Here is a 19,143-nt window from a genome sequence, read left to right as displayed (position 1 = left end):
ATAAAAAAATAAGCGGCTGTCCGCCGCTGCAATACCGTATACAGCAAGTCTTGATAGCCATGTATAAGTCCATTATAGTACATGGTGGATATCAAATTCTTGCTATATTCATGACATAATCGCAAATACTTGAATATTCTTGTGCCATTTTCCCTTGGTGTGATCTTCAACAGCGCTGCGCGGGGGAGGTCAATTGTTGTTCAGCTTCTTTTCCCCTTTACGGAACTCGGAGGGAGTTTCCCCGAGCAGCCGTTTAAACGTGTTGCTGAAATACGAAATGTCGGCATACCCTACCCGCTCCGCGATATCGGAAATACGCAGCGAGGTGGTTCTCAGCAGGCGCCTCGCTTCCTCCATCCGCAGTGTCAGCACATAATCGACGAAATTGACCTTCATCTCCTGCTTGAACAGCTGGCTTAAATAGCTTGGGTTCAAGAATACCGCCCCGGCGGCCTCCTGCAGACTGACCTCGCCCGGCAGCCTTGATTTGACAAAGTGAATCACTTGCTCAATCGTCGACATCTCTCTCGTATCGACGGCATCGCCGGCCCCCTGGCTTTCCAGCGCAGCCTGCTTTTTCAACAGCTTCTTCCGAAGCCCTGTCAGGCAAGTTTCCAGGTCCTCCTCCGTGACCGGCTTCAGCATGTACTCGCTGACTCCGTACTTCATCGCTTGCTGGGCATAGCTGAATTCATCATGCCCGCTTACAATGACCACCTCAGGAGGCCGTTCCAGCTCATGGACGAAGCGAACCAGCTGGAGACCGTCCATGACGGGCATCCGGATATCGGTCATGACCAAATCCACTTCGTTGCGTTCGAGCCAATCTCTCGCCTCCAAGCCATTGGCCGATTCCTGTACCACCTCAAACGACAGCTCCATTCGTTCCATCGTCTTGCGAAGCGAGGTACGTACCCAACGCTCGTCGTCAACCAGCAGCACTTTATACATAAAAGCCCTCCTACTCCGTTCCGTACCGGAACGGCAATCGTATGGTGACGCAAGTGCCTTGACCTTCCTTGCTGTCCAGCATCATTCCGCAGCCTTCACCGAACAAATATTTTGTACGTCTGTGAACGTTCACTAAGCCGATGTGCGAACAGTCCAGCATCAGATCCCGATGATCCAAATCAATACGTATCGTTTCCAGACGATCCTCCGCAATCCCGGGCCCCTCGTCTCGAACATGAAGGAGGAAGGTCTCCTCTCCCTCTTTTTCAGCCGTAATCGTAATGCGGGTCATCCCTGTCGAAGGATCCATTGCATAATTCATGCAATTTTCCAAAATCGGCTGCAGCGAGAACCGGACAATCGACTGCCGCTCGGCCCATTCCGGCAAGCGGAAGCTGTACTCGAGCCGGGATTCGAAGCGAAATTTTTGAATTCGCAGGTACAGCTGGCTCACTTCAAGCTCCTGACGGAGATCGGTCGTCTGCGAGGCTTCCTTCAAATTGTAGCGAAACAGCTTGGAAAGCGCCGAGCTCATCAGCGCAATGTCATCCGCATCCTTATCCAGCGCCATGCCCCGGATCGTTTCGAGCGCATTATAGAGAAAATGCGGGTTAATTTGCGCCTGCAGCACCCGAAGCTCGGTATCCTTTTGCCGCAAGCTCATCTCCGTCTCCTTCAGCCGGGTGAAGTATATCTCATCAAGCAGCTCCTTCAGCCGCTCCACCATTTTATTGAAGCCCTTCGCCAGCATGCCGAGCTCATCGTTGCTTTCTATCACCGTCTTGGTATCAAAATCACCCATTTCGATCTTGCGCATGCTTCTATGCAGATCGCGGATCGGACGAATGATGCTGGCGGCGAAGGCGGCTCCGATCAGGTAAGCGGCCAGCAATGTAAGGATCGTAGTCCATAATATGGTTTGGCCGATATGGTTAACGCCCTGCGTCAGCTCCTTGTAGGGCACCACCGTAAGCAAAGTCCAGCCAAGCTCATTGGAACGGCTGTAGGTCAGCAGCTCCCGGCGATCCTCCCCCATAGCGAGCGAGCCGCTGTCCGCGGTAAGCCACTCGCTGTAATTCGACTTCTGTCCGAGCTGCTGTACATCCGGATGAAATACATAATGCCCCTTGGAATCCAGGATGCTCATAAAGCCGGTCCGGCCGATCGTCACGACCTGGGCAATGTCCTGTATCCGCTTAAAATTGACATCGATGACGATCATCCCGATAGGCTTTAACGTCGTGGAGCTGAAAATGCGCTTGGCGATGGTAATCACCGGCTCCTGCCGGTCCTGCTGCCTGATGAAGCGGCTGACGAGCATCGGCTCCCCTGTAAGCGGCACCGCCTCATACCAGTATTCCTTCCTCATCTCCTCCGCCGGCACCGCATTCTGCAAGGAAGAAGTATCGATAATACGCAGATTGTCGATCAGCAGGGTGATCCCGGAAATATCGCCTCGCGAATAGGCTGCATTCATTAGGATTTCCTGAACCGAGCCGCGGATGCCGCTTTGCTCAATCTCCTCCTGCGTCTGCATCGAGAGAAACTCACGCATATCCGGGTGGTTGATCATTTTTAGCGTTGTAATTTCAAAATCCCGCACATAATGCTCGACATGCATCTTCACCTGCTCAATGATCTGCCAGCTGGATTGCTGTGCTTCTCTTTCCAGCACCTCGGAGGAACGCGTATATGAGATCAAGCCGACCACGAGCATGGGAATCATCACTAGCAAGCCGGAATAGATCAGCAGCTTGACCACGAGAGGATGATCTCTTAGTAAAATGTGGTGCGCACATCGTTTGACTATCTGCACTATGCGGTCCATCGGAAGCACCTGCCCATTAACGTTCATCTCACCCTTCACATTCGACAACGGGCCGCGGAATCCCTCTCGCACAGCGTGCGGCAGGATGAAAGAAGAGACTCCGTCTGGCAGAGCCTCTTCCTTGGGATCCTAGCTATTTCTTGCTTTTGTCAATCGCGTCCAGTACTTCTTTATACTCCGGCCGGTATTTATCGATGACCGGCTTCACCGCCTCCTGCCAAGGCTTCAGGTCCTGCACCTTCGTGATGACCGCGCCCGCCGCCTTCACCTTGTCCTCGGATTCCTTCTCATACTTCTTCCACTCGTCTCTTTGATACTGCACGGAGTCCAATGCCGCCTGCTTGATCAGCTTCTTATCCTCATCCGACAGCTTATCCCATACCGTCTTGCTGATGAGCAGCACTTCCGGCACACGTTGATGCTCGTCAACCAGGAAATTTTTCGCCACCTCATAATGCTTGGAGGAATAGTAGCTCGGATAGTTGTTCTCCGCTCCGTCGATGACGCCGGTCTGAATGGCGCTGAATACTTCCCCATAGGCCATAGGGGTGGCGCTGGCCCCGAGTGCTTTCATAATATCGATATTGACTTGGTTTTGAATGACCCGAATCTTCAGCCCTTTCAAGTCCTCCAGCTTCGTTACCGGCTTCTTCGTATAGAAGTTTCTGGAGCCCGGCTCATAATACGTAAGCCCTTTCATTTTGGATGCCTGCAGGCTGTCCAGCAGCTTCTCGCCGGATTCTCCCTGGAGGAACTTCCACATATGCGCTTCCGAGTCGAAGATATAGGGCAGACTGAACACGCCGTAGTCTTTATTGAAGCTGGAGAGAATGCCTGTGCTGACCCTGGTGAATTCGATGGCTCCCAGCTGCACCTGTTCAACGACCGCTTTCTCCTCGCCAAGCTGGGCCGATGGGAAGACATCGATTTTGATGCGTCCGCCTGAACGCTCCTTGACAAGATCGGCGAACTTCTTATCGCCCAGCGTCGTAGGGTAATCCGGAGGATGTGTCTCCGCGAGGCGGAACGTATAGCTTGGCTTCTTCACCTCTGCAGCTCCTCCGGCTGCGGTATTCCCTTGCGGCTTCTCCGTCCCTCCGCAGGCGGCCAGCAGGCTTCCGGTCAGAAGTATCGTAGCCATCGTCGTCATCAGGTTTACGGGTCTTCTTTTCATCGACATTCTCCCCTTTAATCTTAGTGGTATCTGTTGAACTGTTTTTAGTATAAATGAAAGCGCTTTACCCCGGAACAGGAGTCATTTTATATTTTTTTGTAACTTTTTTAGGAATCCATATCCTTATTGCTCAGCCTATTTATTCAAAATGAGATCCGGCAGCCACATGACCAGTCCCGGCACGTAGGTGATGAGAAACAGTACCCCCACCATCGCCAGGAAGAACGGCCAGGAGGCCTTCGTCGCTTGCTCCACCGTCACCTTGCCTATCGCACACCCGATGAACAGCACCGTCCCTACGGGAGGCGTGATCAGCCCGATCCCGCAGTTCAGCACCATGATGATTCCGAAGTGCACCGGATCCATCCCCAGCTGGGTCACGACCGGCAGCAAAATCGGCGTCATGATAAGCAGCATCGGGGCCATGTCCATCGGTGCACCGAGCAGCAGCAGGAGAATGTTGATCATGAGCAGAATGAGCAGCGGGTTGTCCGTTACGCTCAAGAACAAATCGGTGACCATCGCCGGAATTTTCAGGTAAGCCAGCACCCACCCGAGCGCATCGGAGGCCGAGATAAGGAAGAGCACCATAGCGACCGTACGGAACGTCTTCTTGAAGATGACCCAAGTATGCGCCATCGGGAGGTCCTTGTAAACAAAAAACGTCAAAATGTACGCGTACACGCAGGCGATGGCTCCGGCTTCCGTTGCCGTAAACCAGCCGCTGAAAATGCCCCCGAGAATAATCACTCCCGTCATTAGTGACAAAAAGCCTTCCTTGATGATTCGAGGCACCTCTTTGAGCGGAATCGGCTCGCCTTTCGAATAGCCGCGCTTCACGGCAATAAGGTAGGAAACGGTCATCAGTGTGGCCAGCAGCAGCAGCCCGGGAACAATCCCGGCCAGGAACAGGGCGGAAACGGAAACGCCTCCCGCTGCCAGCGAATAGATCAGCATGTTATGACTCGGTGGGACGACCACGCCTTGAATTGCCGCGGAGGTGGTGACGGCAACCGTATAGTCGGCGTCATAGCCTTTCTTCTTCATGGCCGGGATGAGGACGGAGCCGATGGAGGATACGTCCGCTGCGGCCGACCCGGAGATGTTGCCGAAGAAGAGGCACGCAATACAGTTTACCATTGCAAGTCCGCCGCGCACGGCACCGACGAAGAGCTGGGCGAACTGTATCAGCCGGGTGGCCAGGCCCCCTTCACCCATGATCGTACCTGCGAGAATGAAGAAGGGAATCGCGAGCAGCGAGTAGGAATTCATCCCCTGAACCATGCGCTGGCCTACGACAATCCAGGGAATGTCCAGGTACATGACCGTCAGCAGCGTTGAGCCGGCGATCGTCAGCGCGATCGGGAACCTAAGCAGCAGCATAAGGACAAAGCTTGCGGCGAGAATGATCGTTGCTATCGTCGGATCCATTAGCTAGGCACCTCCTCTTCCAAGCCGTGATGTCGTCTCGTATCTACTCCGAACAGAGCAAGCGCGCTGTAAATGCAAATCATAAAGCCCGTAATCGGCATCACGACATAGTAGAGACTGTTCGTCCAGCCGGTCGCCGGCAATGTATTCGCATATTGGTCTACGGTAAATTGCCAGCCTGTGCTGAGCAGAAACAATCCGAAGCCGAAGATGCACAGCTGGATGATTTTGTCCCACACCCGGTTAAACCTGGCTCCGAACAAATTCGTGAACGAATCCATGGCGATATGCAGCTTCTCTCGAAAGCCGATGGATATGCCCATGAAGGAAAACCACACCATCAGCAGAAGCGTGACCTCCTCCGACCAGAAAAATACGAAATTGAACAGCTTGCGCGTCACCACCTGCAGGATCACAATCAGCGTCATGCCGCATAGCGCCGCAAGCGAAATGCCTTCAAAGAATGAATCCAGCGATAAGGCAAGCTTCTGCATCCGCTTCTTCATCTGTTTCCTCCCTTTCATCTTGTAAGTGCTTTCATATAGGTATTGTATAAGCTGCGGCTCACTTCGATAAGGGAAGCGTTTTTAGAACTTTTTGTAATATTTTTAGGTGGTAAAAGCAAAAAAACATGCCGGACCTCCGACATGTTGGTTGGTTGCTGCATTTTCTCTTTTTACACATTCGTCAAAAATGGAAACCGTATAATCTGCTTAGGCCTTCCTTTGGCGCTGCGGCGCTCTTCGCGCACAACCTCCGCCAGATCAGCGTCCACCCATTGCAGTATCAGCCGGTGGGTGCTCCGAACGGTAATGCCGAGCGCGGATGACAGCTCATGCACATCATATTCGCTCTTGCCTGCCCGCGAAGCGGAGCTTACCAGCCTGCTCAAGTACGCTTCCGTCAAGCCCGCCTCCTTGGCGCGCTTCACCAAATCGGCGTCCAGCAGCGTAATCGTGCCGGAAGTAGGCTCGCCCAGCTCAATCGGCCCCAGTAAGCTCTCGTCCTCCCGGACAATAAAGCAGGTGCCGCCCCCCGCTTCCTGCGCCCGGATTAACGCCGTTCTGGCGTGTGTTCCCGCCTCATTCGCCGTGCGGCCGAAGCCGATCCCTATGCTAAAGCTCAAGCTATGGCCAATCCGCTTCTTGGGCGCCAACGGAATATATTTATACCCTCCCGTCAAGCGTTCGAAAGTGCCGCGAGTCGTCACAAACAAATATTCATCTCCGCCTACCATCGTCATATGGCCCTCCAAGGTTTCCACATACTCCAGCATCAGCCTTTGAATATCCAGCTTGACCCGCTGAAACTCATGCTCGGACCTTGTATTCTCCGCTACCTTGCGGAAATCGTCCACTTGGACGAGCCCGAACACGATTTGGGACTCCTTGCTGCGTCGGGTTTGCGTCGACAGCAGCGCCCTCTCCAGCGATACGACCACATCCTGCTCCGTGGGCAGCACCCAGTCGCAGGGAACGCCCTCAGCCGCTAACGCCTCATAGACCGACCGAAGAGCCGTCAGCGCCCCCTGAGAGCGTCCCGAGCGAAACTGCTCGAGATGAAATTTCTTGATTTCCTCTACATCGATCCGCTCTTGTGCGGGGCAGAAGATCAGCTCCGGCAGCCGTTCGCCCAGCTCTTGAAAGGCATGGCGGAACGGCTGCAGCGGCAGAGTGTCGACCGACATGGGACCAAGCCCCCAGAGCCGGTTCATCCGAAATAAGGAACGGTATAATCCGGACCCTGTAAGCGGGATATAATGGACCGGAATCGTCAAATGACATTGTTCGATGCAAAGCTGGTACGCAATCGGCCCGGAGTAGAGGATGACCTCCACCTCCTCGGCGAGCGCGTCGGTCAACTCGACGGCTTCATTTACATTCTCATAGATTCGGCAAATCGGCTCGAAGGATGGAAAGCCCCTTGCGGCTTTGCGAAGCAAAGCCATCATAGGAGCAGGTCCGATAAAGCCGATTCGAATTCCTTTGGTCATGGAAGCCTGATCAGATTCCGTCATGTGTTGCATGTACCCCCTGAGCTACAACGTCTATGTCTTGGGCAGCACCAAGGATGCCAGCATGGCCGCACCCGGAACAAGGCAAGCTTGATCCGCTTTGTATTTCGGATGATGCAGCCCAAACACTTCATTCGTATCCCCTATTGTACCTGACCCCAGCCAGAATAAACAACCGGGCACCTCCTGAAGGTAGTTGGCAAAATCCTCGCCGGCCATCGTCGGCGCCGCTTCATGAAGCTTATCGCTTCCAAGCAGAGCCGCCGCCGTTTGCTTCACTTTATCCACACACTCCTCAGAGCCGGCAAGTACCGGGGTTTGCGGGATATAACGTAGCGCCGCCTGGCAGCCATGAGCTGAGGCGATATGCGTAATGATGCGCTCCAGCTTGCCCGGCATTTGCTTTTGCAGCCCGCTCGAGAAGGTTCTCACCGTTCCCGTAAGCTCAGCAGTGCTCGGAATCACATTGTTGGCATCCCCGGCGTGAAAGCTTCCGATCGTCACAACGGCAGACTCAAAGGGAGAGATCTCCCTGCTCACGGCGGTCTGCAGTCCGCTGACAATACCGGAAGCGGCAACGATAGGATCGATGCATTGATCCGGAATGGCGCCATGCCCCCCACGACCCGTTATGGTGATCTCGATCCGGTCGACGGACGCCATCATGGAGCCGTGGCGAACCGCAACCTGCCCCGCTGACAGCCCGGGCAGGTTGTGAAGGGCATAAATTTCGCTAACCCCCTCCAGAACGCCTTCCTCCATCATCGCTGCGGCTCCCGCATTCAGTTCCTCAGCCGGCTGGAATAAGAAGCGGACAGTGCCTGCGAGCCTATCGGCATGACGTTGAACGATTTTGGCCGCTCCTAGGAGAATGGACGTGTGAATATCATGCCCGCAGGCATGCATATGTCCCTCCCGATGGGAGCGATAGGGAAGGCCGGTCTCCTCCTGAATCGGCAGCGCATCCATATCCGCTCTCAGCGCGATCACCGGTCCCGGATGCTTGCCGCGGCATTCGGCGACAACCCCGGTTCCGCCGATTCCCTGCTTGACCTCCAAGCCTGCTTCGCTCAGAATCGTCGCGATCAGCGCAGCCGTCTTCACCTCCTGAAACCCAAGCTCAGGCCATTGATGGAGCGCCTGCTGAATCTGCGTCATTTCCCTCTCCAGTTCCTTTGCTGCAGCCCACACGGACTGAAAAGCGAGCTCAGGCTTCACCTGATTCGTGCTCATGCCGCTTCCCCCCCTCTTCGCCTGTGAATTCCTGTGAAAATAATTGCTTCGCAATGGCCTTGCCCGTAGCGGATTGAGCCAATCCGCCCTTCGCGGTTTCCCGGAATTGCTCCGGCATTCCACTGCCTACCTCATACATCACCTGAACAACCTCATCGGCCGGGATGACGCTTCGCACCCCCGCTAGTGCCATATCTGCAGCCGCCAGAGCCGTCACGGCGCCGAAGCCGTTACGAACGATACAAGGAATCTCCACCAGTCCTGCGACCGGATCGCAGATGAGCCCCAGCGAATTTTTCAGAGCCAGCCCGACGGCATGGACCGACTGCTCCGGGGTCCCTCCCCTAAGCTCTACCAGTGCGCCCGCCGCCATGGCGATGGCCGAGCCGACCTCCGCTTGACAGCCTCCTTCCGCACCCGAGATGAAGGAGTTATTGGCGATGACATGACCGATTCCTCCGGCGCAGAACAGCCCCATCGTCATTTGCTCGTCCGTCCAGCCGAAACGTTCCTGAGCGCTGACGAACACACCGGGAATAATTCCGCAGGAGCCCGCCGTAGGCGTTGCTACAATCAAGCCCATGGAAGCGTTGACCTCCGATACGGAAAGCGCATAGGTCATGGCGCGGCAGGCATCCGTTCCGGCGTTCGGCTCGCCGTTGTGCTGCATGTACGAAGCCACCCGCTTTGCATCCAGGCCGGTCAGACCGCTGCGGGAAACCGTGTTTTCCGTCAAACCGCGATGAACGGCATCCTTCATTACCCGATACAGCTCCGACATTCGGCCAATTACTTCATCGGCAGTGGTCCCGGATTCCTTGCATTGGTCCGACAGCATAAGCTCGGATATGCTCTTCCCCTCCTGCTCACATCTGCGGACCCATTCCAATAAAGAGCGAGACATCATGACAGGCAGCCCCCTAACGATTCATGTCCACTTCCCGCACCTTCGACACATGAGCCACATTCGATATTTCTCTCAGCAAGCTTGGAGTGGGCCTTTGATCCGTTTCCAGAATGGCCAGCGCCCCCGCTTCACGTCCTTGCCGATCCAGGCTCATGCGGGCAATATTAACCGAGGCACAGCTTAAGAGCCGGGTCACCTCCGCAATCACGCCGGGACGATCCGAATGATAAATGAGCAGCGTTGGAGTATCCGCCGTGAAGGAGCAGCGAAACCCGTCTACTTCACGAATCACAATATTCCCACCGCCGATGGATGCCCCCGTCAGCTCCAAGCCTTCTTCCAGTCTCTGAAGCTGTAATGAGACGGTATTCGGATGCTCGGCGGCTGCCTTCGCTTTAATGAATTCCGTGTCCATCCCCTGCGCTTGAGCCAGCTCCCTCGCTCTCGCAATCCCCGGATCATTCTCGCTTCTGCCGAGTAAACCGCCTATAAGCGCCAGATCCGTACCGTGTCCCGCATAGGTTTCGGCGAAGGAACCGTACAGTGTGATTCTAGCCCGCTCCGGGCGACTCCCAAGTAATTGATAGCCCACCCGGCCTATGCGCAAAGCGCCGGCCGTATGCGAGCTGGACGGACCGATCATGGCCGGGCCAATGATGGAGAATACATCGCGGAACCTCATGAAGCATCAATCCTTGAGCCAGCGCTCTAGGTTCGCCGCGACAAAGGCATCGTCATGTAAATGCGGGTATGCCTCGTATACCCGGGTAATTTCCTCGGCCTGCCCTTCGGAAAGCTCCTCCGCCGGGTTAAGGCACCAGCGTCCCTCCAGCAGCCCTTGCCTGCGGAGCACCTCATGGATCCCCGGAATACAGCCGTGGAAGGCGTGGGACGGATCGAAGAAGGCCGCGTTGCAATCCGTTACCTCTACATTGCGCGTGAGCCATTCGGACGAAATGGTTCCGCGCGCTCTCTCCGCCTTGATTTCTTCTAGTAGTTGTACGGCGCGGTGAGTCCACACGGCCCAATGACCGAGCAACCCTCCGACAATCCTTTTCTCGACAATCTCACCGTTTACAGGGAAGCGGTAGGTCGTCAGCAGATCGCCGATGATGTTGTCATCATTGCCCGTATAAAGTGCGATCTCGTCTCTGCGGCTCGATTCCATAACCGCCCGCACAACGTCAAGCGTCTGATATCTGTTGAAGGGCGCCATTTTGATCGCTATCACATTAGGGATGTCAGCGAAGGCACGCCAGAACGAGTAGCTGAAAGTACGGCCGCCCACCGAAGGCTGAAGATAAAAACCGAAGACCGGCATGATCTCGGCGATCCGCCGCACACGATCGAGGTGCTCTTCCTCGGACAATCCGGTCAGACCTCCCATACTGAGGAGTCCGCAGTCATAGCCCAGCTTTACCGCCAGCTCTGCTTCCTCCCGCGCCTGCTCCAACGGACCGCAAATGCCGGCAACCCGGATAAAGGGACGGTTCAATCCCTGCTGCTCCGCGCGATTGATTTCCTCTGCAGCGAGCTCCAGCACTTTGCCGAATAAGTTGATTTCCGGCTTGCGGATTTCGAACTGGGTCGAGTGCACCCCAATGGCAATACCGCCTGCCCCGCTGTCGATGTAATATCTCGTTAACGCCCGCTGCCTTTTCTCGTCGAGCTTCCGATCCTTCGTAAGTGCGAGCGGATGCGCTGGGATCGCTAAACCTTCATGAAGTGCCGCAAGCTTTTGCTCACTTAAACGCTTTTGGACGTCCATGTTAGTAGTTCCCCTTTCTTTCTTGGAAATGAGTAGGCTTATTCCACGTTTCGCCCTCGTTCATCACCCATTCCGCAACCCAATCGATCATTTGCTGCAGACTGATCTTCGGATACCCGAACAGCTTATGGCATTTGCCCGCATTGCTAAGCAGCGCCGTATCCGCCTCCGTACCTGTAAACACCGGCTCCTTCCCCATCCGCTTGCCGAATTCGTTCGCCACAAAGCGAAGGGGTACCGTTTCCGGACCGGTTACGTTGAGAAGGGTCGGCGGCGTATTGCATAAGGTTAACGCGCGAATGGCAATTTCATTCGCGTCTCCTTGCCAAATACAGTTCATGTGGCCCATGGTTACGTCGATCGGCTTTCCTGACGAGACGGAGTTGGCAATTTCAAGCAGAACGCCGTAGCGTAAATCCACCGCGTAGTTCAGACGGTAAATGGTCATCGGGATATCGTACTTTCTGGAAAAATGCTCGAAAACCCGTTCCCGTCCAAGGCATGATTGCCCATACTCGCCGATCGGGCCTGTTGCGTTGTCCTCCGATGCTCCTCCGGAGAATACCGGGGTTAACGGATACACATTACCGGTCGAAAATGCAACGATCCTGGAGTTGCGGTACTTCTCCGCCACACGGCCCGGCAAATAGGAATTCATCGCCCAGGTGAAATGCTCATTGCCCTTGGTGCCGAACTTGTTCCCCGCCATGTAGAGAACATTGGCGACTTCCGGCAGCGCCTGGAGCTGGCGGTCGTCCAGCAGGTCCACCGCGATCGTTTCCACTCCGGCGCTTTCCAGCTCTTGCTTGAGCGTGCCGTTAGAGAAACGGGATGCACCGATGACACGTTTGTTCACTCCCGCTTCGCGAATCGCATTGACTGCCAATTGGGCGAGAGTAGGTCCCATCTTGCCGCCTACCCCGAGAAGCAAAATGTCTCCTTCCAGCGAAGCGATATCCTTGATTAATTCGGGTGACGGCGTTGCCATTTGCTTTTCCAGTTCTTGAACGGTTCTCATTGTTCATCCACCTTTGCCATGTAGTTGATCCTTGCCTTACCTCCATCATAATCAGCGCTCATATTAAAAGACAAGTCTTTATGTTGTCTTTAATTGTGGTGCTTGTCCGTAGATGCGCTGGCAAATCTCTCTGCCGCTCCCACTTTACGCGGGCAATCGCATTTCTCCTATTGCAGGCGGTGAGTCCGGCGACTTCAGCTCGTACAGTGGCACATCTGCTATTACTTGCGCTCTCACGTGCCTCCCACACCCTCGCCGACGCGGACAATCGCATTTCTGCTATTGCAGACGGTGTTCGCGACACTTTCAGCCTGTGCAGTTGCACTTTTGCGATTACTTGCGCTTCCTCGCACCTCCCACGCCCTCGCCGACGCGGACAATCGCATTTTTGCTATTGCAGACGGTGTTCGCGACACTTCTAGCCTGTGCAGTTGCATATCTGTTATTACTTGCGCTCTCTCGCATCTCCCACGCTCTCAATGACGCGAATAATCGCATTTCCTGCTACTGCAGACGGTGTTCGCGACACTTACAGCCCGTGCAGTTGCACATTTGCGATTACTTTCGTTCTCACATGGCCTCCCACGCACTCTCCGACGCGACTAATCGCATTTCTGCCACTGCAGACGGTGTTCGCGACACTTCCAGCCTTCGCAGTTGCACTTTTGCGATTACTTGCACTCTCACGCACCTCCCACGCCCTCTCCGACGCGAATAATCGCATTTCTGCTACTGCAGACGGTGTTCGCGACACTTCTAGCCTGCGCAGTTGCATATCTGCTATTACTTGCGCTCTCTTGGAGCTAGACTAGAAAGTAGACACACTCTATCGCATCTCCCACGCTCTCAATGACGCGAATAATCGCATTTCTGCTATTGCAGACGGTGTTCGCGACACTTCCAGCCTGCACAGTTGCACTTTTGCGATTACTTGCGCACTCACGTTTCCCAGCAAGGCCGTTGCAAACTATTAGCGACGCTCCCCCAACAACAAAAAAAATCCCGACGACGATACCGTCGCGGGATCTGTTCAGTTCAGCCGTTACCTCTTCGCGGATTCAATCGATTTGTCCGCCTCTTCCTTGGCCGCTCGAAGTGCGGTGTTCAAATCGACTTTGCCCATCGCCAAATCCAGCAGCTTTGCTGTCAACGCATTTTCGGCGTTTTTCTCAAACTCCGTTTTCGGCGAAATCGGAGCGAATTTGTTATAGTAGGCGGAGGCCAAGTTTTTGTCCTTGTAGCGGCTGTTTTGACCGAAGGCCTTCTGGATCTCCGGATTCTTCAGCACCGTCATTCCCCCGCGCTTCGAAAGCTCCATCTGATACTCCTCGGACACCAAATACTTCAATACCTCGAACGCTTGATCCTTGTGCTGGGAGAACGAAGGAATCGCCCAGTACACCGGATACTGCTGGCTTCCTACGCCCGGTCGCTCCTTGTAGGTCGGATATGCAGCCAGGTCCCAATTGAAAGGCACGGGATCGGCGCCAACCACCTGCCAGTCGGAGAACACCCCGAAGATCGCCACCTCCTGCGATTTCAGCCATTCGCCGGAATAAGGGAGCTTGCCCTTCAGCTCGCTAATCTTCGCCTGATAGCTTGAATCCGCCGCCGGGGTCAGAATCGGACTCAATATTTCTCTCCACTGTTCATTGTCGAAGGTGGATTTCAAGGTTTTCGGATCTACGAAAGGCACCGAGAACGGATTCATTCTCATGCTATGGCTTGGCGAGATCGATAGGCCGACATATTGCTTGCCTCCGTCGGAGCGATTCAGCTTGCCGGCCGTATCATAGAGCTCCTCCCAGGTCATCCCGTCCTTCAAATAGGGAACATTGAATTTATCAAAAATATCTTTGTTGTAATAGAGCGACATCCCGTTTGTTGTTACGGGCAGCCCCCAAATTTGGCCCTTCCCGTTCTCCTTCAGCGCATCGATGAGCGTAGGCTCGAATGCGGATAGATCGACATTGTGCTTCTTGATCAGATCGCTCAAATCGAATGCAGCGTTGTTTCTAGGCAGGGTGGAGAAGAAGGTGCCGATCGACTCATAATAAAGATCGATATTGGTCCCCGCCACGATCAAATTCTCAAATTTGCTCCCGTCCCCGTCTCTCGGATTAATGTACTTGATCGTGACATGGGGAAACTTCTTGGTAATGTAGCTGGCGAAGTTTCTCTCGAATTCCTCGCGCCCCGTTCCACCAGCCGAATAAACCGTAAGCTCTACGGGCTGGCTCGGAGCCGCAGCGGACGGAGCCTTCGACTGCGGCTCCGAGCTCACGCCGCCTCCATCAGCTCCTCCAGCGGCACACCCTGAAATTGCAAGCGCTGTCAATAACGTTGAAACAAACCAAACCTTTCTCTTACGCATCGAGACTCCCCCTCGTGAAGTAACGCCGGCACATATCAAGCTAACCTTCTGGCGATTACTTCACATTATAGCAGTCCGGCTCCCGAACCCTATGGGGCGATTCCTGCTTCTTTATAGGGGGATTGTATTCGATTCCGGTGTTTACTGAGCCCACAAGGAAACAAGCCTGCCGATCCGGCAGGCTCATCCCTATTGCTGAAGCGAAGGAACCTTCGCCTTCGGAAGTGGCTCCTTCTCCTTATTTAAATTGGAATGAATGTAGAACATCAGGAGCGCTGCTATAGATGCCAGAGTCCCGAGGAAAAAGACGGAGTCAATCCCCCACAGATCATAGGAGTAGCCGAACAGCAAAGGTCCGATCATTCGTCCTACATTGGCGAAGCCGCCTGCCAGTCCCATGTAGAACGGGGCGTTGCGGCCCGTTTTCTCGGACAAAAAGGTCGGTATCGTCGGCAGCAGCATCATCTCACCCAGCGTTGCCAGAATCATGCCGATCACCAGATAAACATATTCATCATGGAAGAAAAGGATGAATGCGAAGGCCGTGACGGTGAATATCGCGCTCACCAGCATTTGATGAACGATGTCCTGGGCAAATCTGCGTTTGATCCAGCTTGTAAACGGCTGCGCCAAAAGAATGACCAGTCCGTTCACCGTCCAGAGCAGGCTGTAAAACTTCAGGTCGAGGCCTTTTTCCTCAATGTAGGGAGCCACGCCGTTCGCCCACTGCGTGAAGGACAGCCAGAAAAACATCGAGCCGATAGAGACGAACAAGTACAGCCTTACATTGCCGAGCAGCTCCATGCGATTGAGCCGGACCGGCCCTGTCTGGCTTCCCTTCGGTGAACCGCTCTCCTCGGCACCATCCTCCGACGTCTGAACCTCCTTCATAAAGAAAAAAAGGAAACAGGCAAACGATAGAGTCGTTGTTGCCGTCAGCACGTAGGTCAAGGAAAAGGACACGGAAGCGACCAGCCCGCCTACCATTGCGCCGATCGAGAGCCCGAAGTTATTGCATACATACATGACGTTATAAAGCCTGCGCCGGTGCTCCTTCCACCGAAAGCCGATATAAGCCGAAATGGATGGCATCGCAATACCGTTCACGAAGCCGACCATGCATACAAGCGCAATGTACAACGGCCAGCTGCTAGTCATTGCAATGGCGTATAGACAGATTGCCGAAACGAGGAAGGAGCCGGAGATCATCTTCTTGGGTCCGACCCTGTAATACAGGTTGCCGCCGACGAACTCCCCGATGACACTGAACAACGCCTGATACAAGATGATAAGTCCCGCTTCCCCGTACGATTTGCCCATCACATTGTGCACATATAACGTCGTTAAAGGCCACATGACCGCTTTTCCAGTGGAGTTAACGAAGCTCGCCAGCAAAAAAAATAGCGCATCTCGGGGAAAACCGCCGAATATACGCGTAGCTGCAAGCGCCAAACGGTTATTATATCTCATGAGTATCCACCGCTTTAATGTAGAATGGGGAGGGACTTCCTCCCTATGCCGTTAAGCATTGATTTTCTTGGGATCCATGGCATCACGGATGCCGTCGCCGATAAAATTAATGGACAGTACGGAAATAATGATGATGAGGCCCGGAGGAATCCAAAGCCAAGGCTGGCTGGTCAAAGCCGTAATCGATTGGGCGGCATTGAGCATATTCCCCCAGCTGGCTGTGGGGGGCTGTACGCCCATACCGAGAAAGCTAAGGGACGATTCCGATAAAATGGCGGCAGCCGCACCGAACGTCGCATTAACTAGGAGCGGTCCCATCGCGTTCGGAAGAATATGCCCGAAGACCAATCTGGGCGTGCTAAGTCCAAGTGCAATACCGGCTTTGACAAACTCCGTTTGGCGAAGAGACAGCACACTACCCCGCACCAGCCTAGCCACCGATGGCCATCCCAGCAATGCCAATACGATGATTATATTCGATAAGCCTGTTCCAAGTACAGTCACCAGCACCAAAATGACCATGAGCTGCGGGAACGACATAAACACATCCATAACCCGGTTGACTACCATATCGAACCAGCCCCCGAGGTAGCCCGCAACAGCCCCGATGACAGCTCCGATCACCACGTAAAGCGCCACCGTCACGATTCCTACCGTCAACGACACACGCGTTGCGTATATTAATCGGCTTAATACGTCCCGCCCGACCTGATCCGTACCAAGCCAGTGCTCCAACGAGGGAGCGGCCGTGAAGGCATTTCCGATGGCGTTCGGATCATAGGGAGCCAGCCACGGAGCGAAGATCCCTACAAGGATCAGCAGCGTCAGAGCGATGAGGCCAGCCACGGCCATTCGGTGTTTGGCAAACCTCCTCATAATAATTTTTGTGTAGCTGTCGGATACGAACACCTCGGACTTCTCCCTAAGCAAGGAAACCGTGCCTGAGGCATGTAGTTCATTTTGTACGTCAATGGAAGACATCGTTCATCTCCTCCTTCCGTTTCATTAACTATACTTAATACGCGGGTCTACAACGGCATACATAATATCCGACCATAGGTTCGCCGTCAGAACGGTGAGAGCAGCCAGCATATTCACTCCCATCAATAACGGAAAATCCCGGGATAGTATCGCCTGGATCGTCAGCTGACCCATGCCGTTCCACTGGAAAATGCTTTCCGTGATGACGGCGCCGCCGATCAGTATCGGAATATCAAGTCCGGCAATGGTAATGACGGGAATGAGAGCATTCTTCAGCGCATGCTTATTGACGACCAGAAATTCTCCCAAGCCCTTGGCGCGAGCGGTCCGCAAATAATCCTGGCCGAGCACCTCAAGCACACTGGATCGGACGTAACGAACCATGCCCCCCGCAATGGATGTGCCTAGCGTGATGGCCGGCAGAGCGAGATGCAATACCGTATCCCAGAAGCCTCCGTCCTTCCCCATCGTGTGCATGCCGCCGGTCGGCAATATACCCAGCAGAACACCGAACACATAGATCAAGCCTAGCCCGAGAAAAAAGCTGGGTGTGGAGACGCCGAGGAAAGATCCGGCGGACATCAGATAGTCAAACTTGGAATTCGCCTTCACCGCGCAATAAATACCGATTGGAATGGCAATGACATAGCCGATGACAATGGAGGTGCCCATGAGAAGCAGGGTCGGTGCTACGCGCTCACTGATCAAATCGGCGACCGGCTGGAACGAGCTGAACGAATGCCCTAGGTCTCCATGGGCCAGGTTCAGCAGCCACTTAACATAGCGGAGCATAAAGGGATCGTTCAATCCCAGCGCCTCTCTGCGGATTTGCTTATCCGCCTCCGAGACGTCGGGATTCACATACATATCCACGGGATCCCCGGGCGCCAAATTAATTATAATGAAATTCAAAAACGTGACGCCCAGCAGCACAGGAATGGCAATAAGCAATCTTCGAATCATATAGTTAAGCATAGGCTGCCCCTCCAGTCTCAGACAAGGCCGTATCGTTCATCGGAAAATGGCAGGCGGAGAGATGGCCCCCCTCACCGCTTAAGACAGGCTCGATTTGCCTGCAGGCGCTTTGGGCCACCGGACATCGAGTATGAAAGCGGCAGCCCGCCGGAGGATTCGCCGGACTCGGAACGTCGCCTTCCAGCACGATCTTTTTCTTATTGCGCATATGGGGATTGGGGACGGGATACGCATCAAGCAATGCCTTGGTGTACGGATGCTTCGGCGCCGAGAAAATTTGCTTGGTCGGCGCAATCTCGACGATTTTGCCCAAATACATGACCGCGATGCGATCGCTCATATACTTCACGGCTCCAAGCCCGTGACCGATAAACAAGTACGTAAGGCGGTACTGCTTCTGCAGCTGCTTCAGCAGATTCAAAATTTGTGCCTGAATCGATACATCGAGCGCCGATACCGGCTCATCGCAGACGATCATCTTCGGCCGCAGGGCTACCGCTCGAGCTATGCCGATGCGTTGGCGCTGACCGCCGGAGAATTCGTGCGGGTATTTGCCCAAGCTCTGTGCCGGCAAGCCGACGACCTCCATTAACTCTGAAGCAATCCGAATCGCCTCCGCCTCGCTAACCCCCAGCAGAACCTGCATCGGCTCCGTCATTAGATCCGCGATGCGCTTACGAGGATTCAGCGACGAATACGGGTCCTGGAAAATCATCTGCAGATCGGTTCGAAGCTTCCGCATTTCCTTAAGGTTCATTCGAGCCACATCGTTGTCCTGAAACCAAATGCTTCCTTCCGACACATCCTCCAGGCGAATAATGCTTCGCCCTAGCGTGGATTTCCCGCAGCCGGACTCTCCGACAAGCCCCACGGTTTCCCCAGGATAAATGCTTAAGTCGATTCCGTCTACGGCTTTAATGCTGCCGACGGTCCGGGAGAATACCCCTTTTTTAATCGGATAATGCTTCTTTACCCCTTCCAGCTTTAAGAGAGGCTCTACCATGGCAATTCCCCCTTTC

Annotated in this window: 16 protein-coding genes; all 16 read right to left on the bottom strand. The window is 54.3% G+C overall.

Translation table 11 applies throughout. From position 1 onward, the window contains the following. Positions 1-189: 189 nt before the first annotated feature. On the bottom strand, positions 190-951 hold the full coding sequence (locus QMO62_RS02535; RefSeq protein ID WP_284638526.1) for a response regulator transcription factor: 762 nt from the start codon (positions 949-951) through the stop codon (positions 190-192). Between the two features lie 10 nt (positions 952-961). Then, on the bottom strand, positions 962-2,851 hold the full coding sequence (locus tag QMO62_RS02530; protein WP_284638524.1) for a cache domain-containing sensor histidine kinase: 1,890 nt from the start codon (positions 2,849-2,851) through the stop codon (positions 962-964). A gap of 61 nt (positions 2,852-2,912) precedes the next feature. Then, on the bottom strand, positions 2,913-3,953 hold the full coding sequence (locus QMO62_RS02525) for a TRAP transporter substrate-binding protein (protein ID WP_284638522.1): 1,041 nt from the start codon (positions 3,951-3,953) through the stop codon (positions 2,913-2,915). 135 nt (positions 3,954-4,088) lie between these two features. After that, positions 4,089-5,384, bottom strand: a complete 1,296-nt coding sequence (locus tag QMO62_RS02520) for a TRAP transporter large permease (protein ID WP_284638521.1) — start codon at positions 5,382-5,384, stop codon at positions 4,089-4,091. After that, positions 5,384-5,890, bottom strand: a complete 507-nt coding sequence (locus tag QMO62_RS02515) for a TRAP transporter small permease (protein WP_284638520.1) — start codon at positions 5,888-5,890, stop codon at positions 5,384-5,386. The genes QMO62_RS02520 and QMO62_RS02515 overlap by 1 nt, the downstream gene beginning before the upstream one ends. A gap of 170 nt (positions 5,891-6,060) precedes the next feature. Beyond that, entirely contained in the window at positions 6,061-7,401 is a 1,341-nt protein-coding gene (locus QMO62_RS02510) for a hypothetical protein (protein ID WP_284638518.1), read from the bottom strand. A 30-nt stretch (positions 7,402-7,431) separates the two neighbouring features. Further along, positions 7,432-8,631: a M20 metallopeptidase family protein gene (locus QMO62_RS02505; RefSeq protein ID WP_284638511.1), complete on the bottom strand. Its 1,200-nt coding sequence runs from the start codon at positions 8,629-8,631 to the stop codon at positions 7,432-7,434. Continuing rightward, positions 8,606-9,538: an L-serine ammonia-lyase, iron-sulfur-dependent, subunit alpha gene (gene sdaAA / locus QMO62_RS02500; protein ID WP_284638509.1), complete on the bottom strand. Its 933-nt coding sequence runs from the start codon at positions 9,536-9,538 to the stop codon at positions 8,606-8,608. The genes QMO62_RS02505 and sdaAA overlap by 26 nt, the downstream gene beginning before the upstream one ends. Positions 9,539-9,551: 13 nt before the next feature. After that, on the bottom strand, positions 9,552-10,220 hold the full coding sequence (gene sdaAB, locus QMO62_RS02495; RefSeq protein ID WP_284638506.1) for an L-serine ammonia-lyase, iron-sulfur-dependent subunit beta: 669 nt from the start codon (positions 10,218-10,220) through the stop codon (positions 9,552-9,554). 6 nt (positions 10,221-10,226) lie between these two features. Beyond that, the gene (locus QMO62_RS02490; protein ID WP_284638505.1) at positions 10,227-11,306 is read right to left on the bottom strand and encodes a dihydrodipicolinate synthase family protein; all 1,080 of its coding nucleotides are present in this window, start codon (positions 11,304-11,306) and stop codon (positions 10,227-10,229) included. Between the two features lies 1 nt (position 11,307). Beyond that, a complete protein-coding gene (locus QMO62_RS02485) occupies positions 11,308-12,324 on the bottom strand; it encodes an NAD-dependent epimerase/dehydratase family protein (protein WP_284638504.1) in 1,017 nt (338 codons plus the stop codon). A 1,042-nt stretch (positions 12,325-13,366) separates the two neighbouring features. Beyond that, entirely contained in the window at positions 13,367-14,698 is a 1,332-nt protein-coding gene (locus QMO62_RS02480; RefSeq protein ID WP_284638502.1) for an ABC transporter substrate-binding protein, read from the bottom strand. 189 nt (positions 14,699-14,887) lie between these two features. Then, positions 14,888-16,168, bottom strand: coding sequence for an MFS transporter (locus tag QMO62_RS02475; RefSeq protein ID WP_284638500.1), 1,281 nt, complete (start codon positions 16,166-16,168; stop codon positions 14,888-14,890). Between the two features lie 51 nt (positions 16,169-16,219). Further along, positions 16,220-17,149 carry an oligopeptide ABC transporter permease gene (gene opp4C, locus QMO62_RS02470; RefSeq protein ID WP_284638498.1) on the bottom strand — a complete coding sequence of 310 codons (930 nt, stop codon included), beginning with the start codon at positions 17,147-17,149 and terminating at the stop codon, positions 16,220-16,222. A 24-nt stretch (positions 17,150-17,173) separates the two neighbouring features. Continuing rightward, entirely contained in the window at positions 17,174-18,124 is a 951-nt protein-coding gene (locus QMO62_RS02465) for an ABC transporter permease (protein ID WP_284638496.1), read from the bottom strand. Then, entirely contained in the window at positions 18,117-19,127 is a 1,011-nt protein-coding gene (locus tag QMO62_RS02460; protein ID WP_284638495.1) for an ABC transporter ATP-binding protein, read from the bottom strand. The genes QMO62_RS02465 and QMO62_RS02460 overlap by 8 nt, the downstream gene beginning before the upstream one ends. Positions 19,128-19,143 lie beyond the last annotated feature (16 nt).

This window comes from Paenibacillus silviterrae (assembly GCF_030167925.1).
Lineage (GTDB): Bacteria > Bacillota > Bacilli > Paenibacillales > NBRC-103111 > Paenibacillus_G > Paenibacillus_G silviterrae.
The sequence above is the reverse complement of the archived record's forward strand: the minus strand, read 5'-3'. Positions and strand labels throughout refer to the sequence as shown.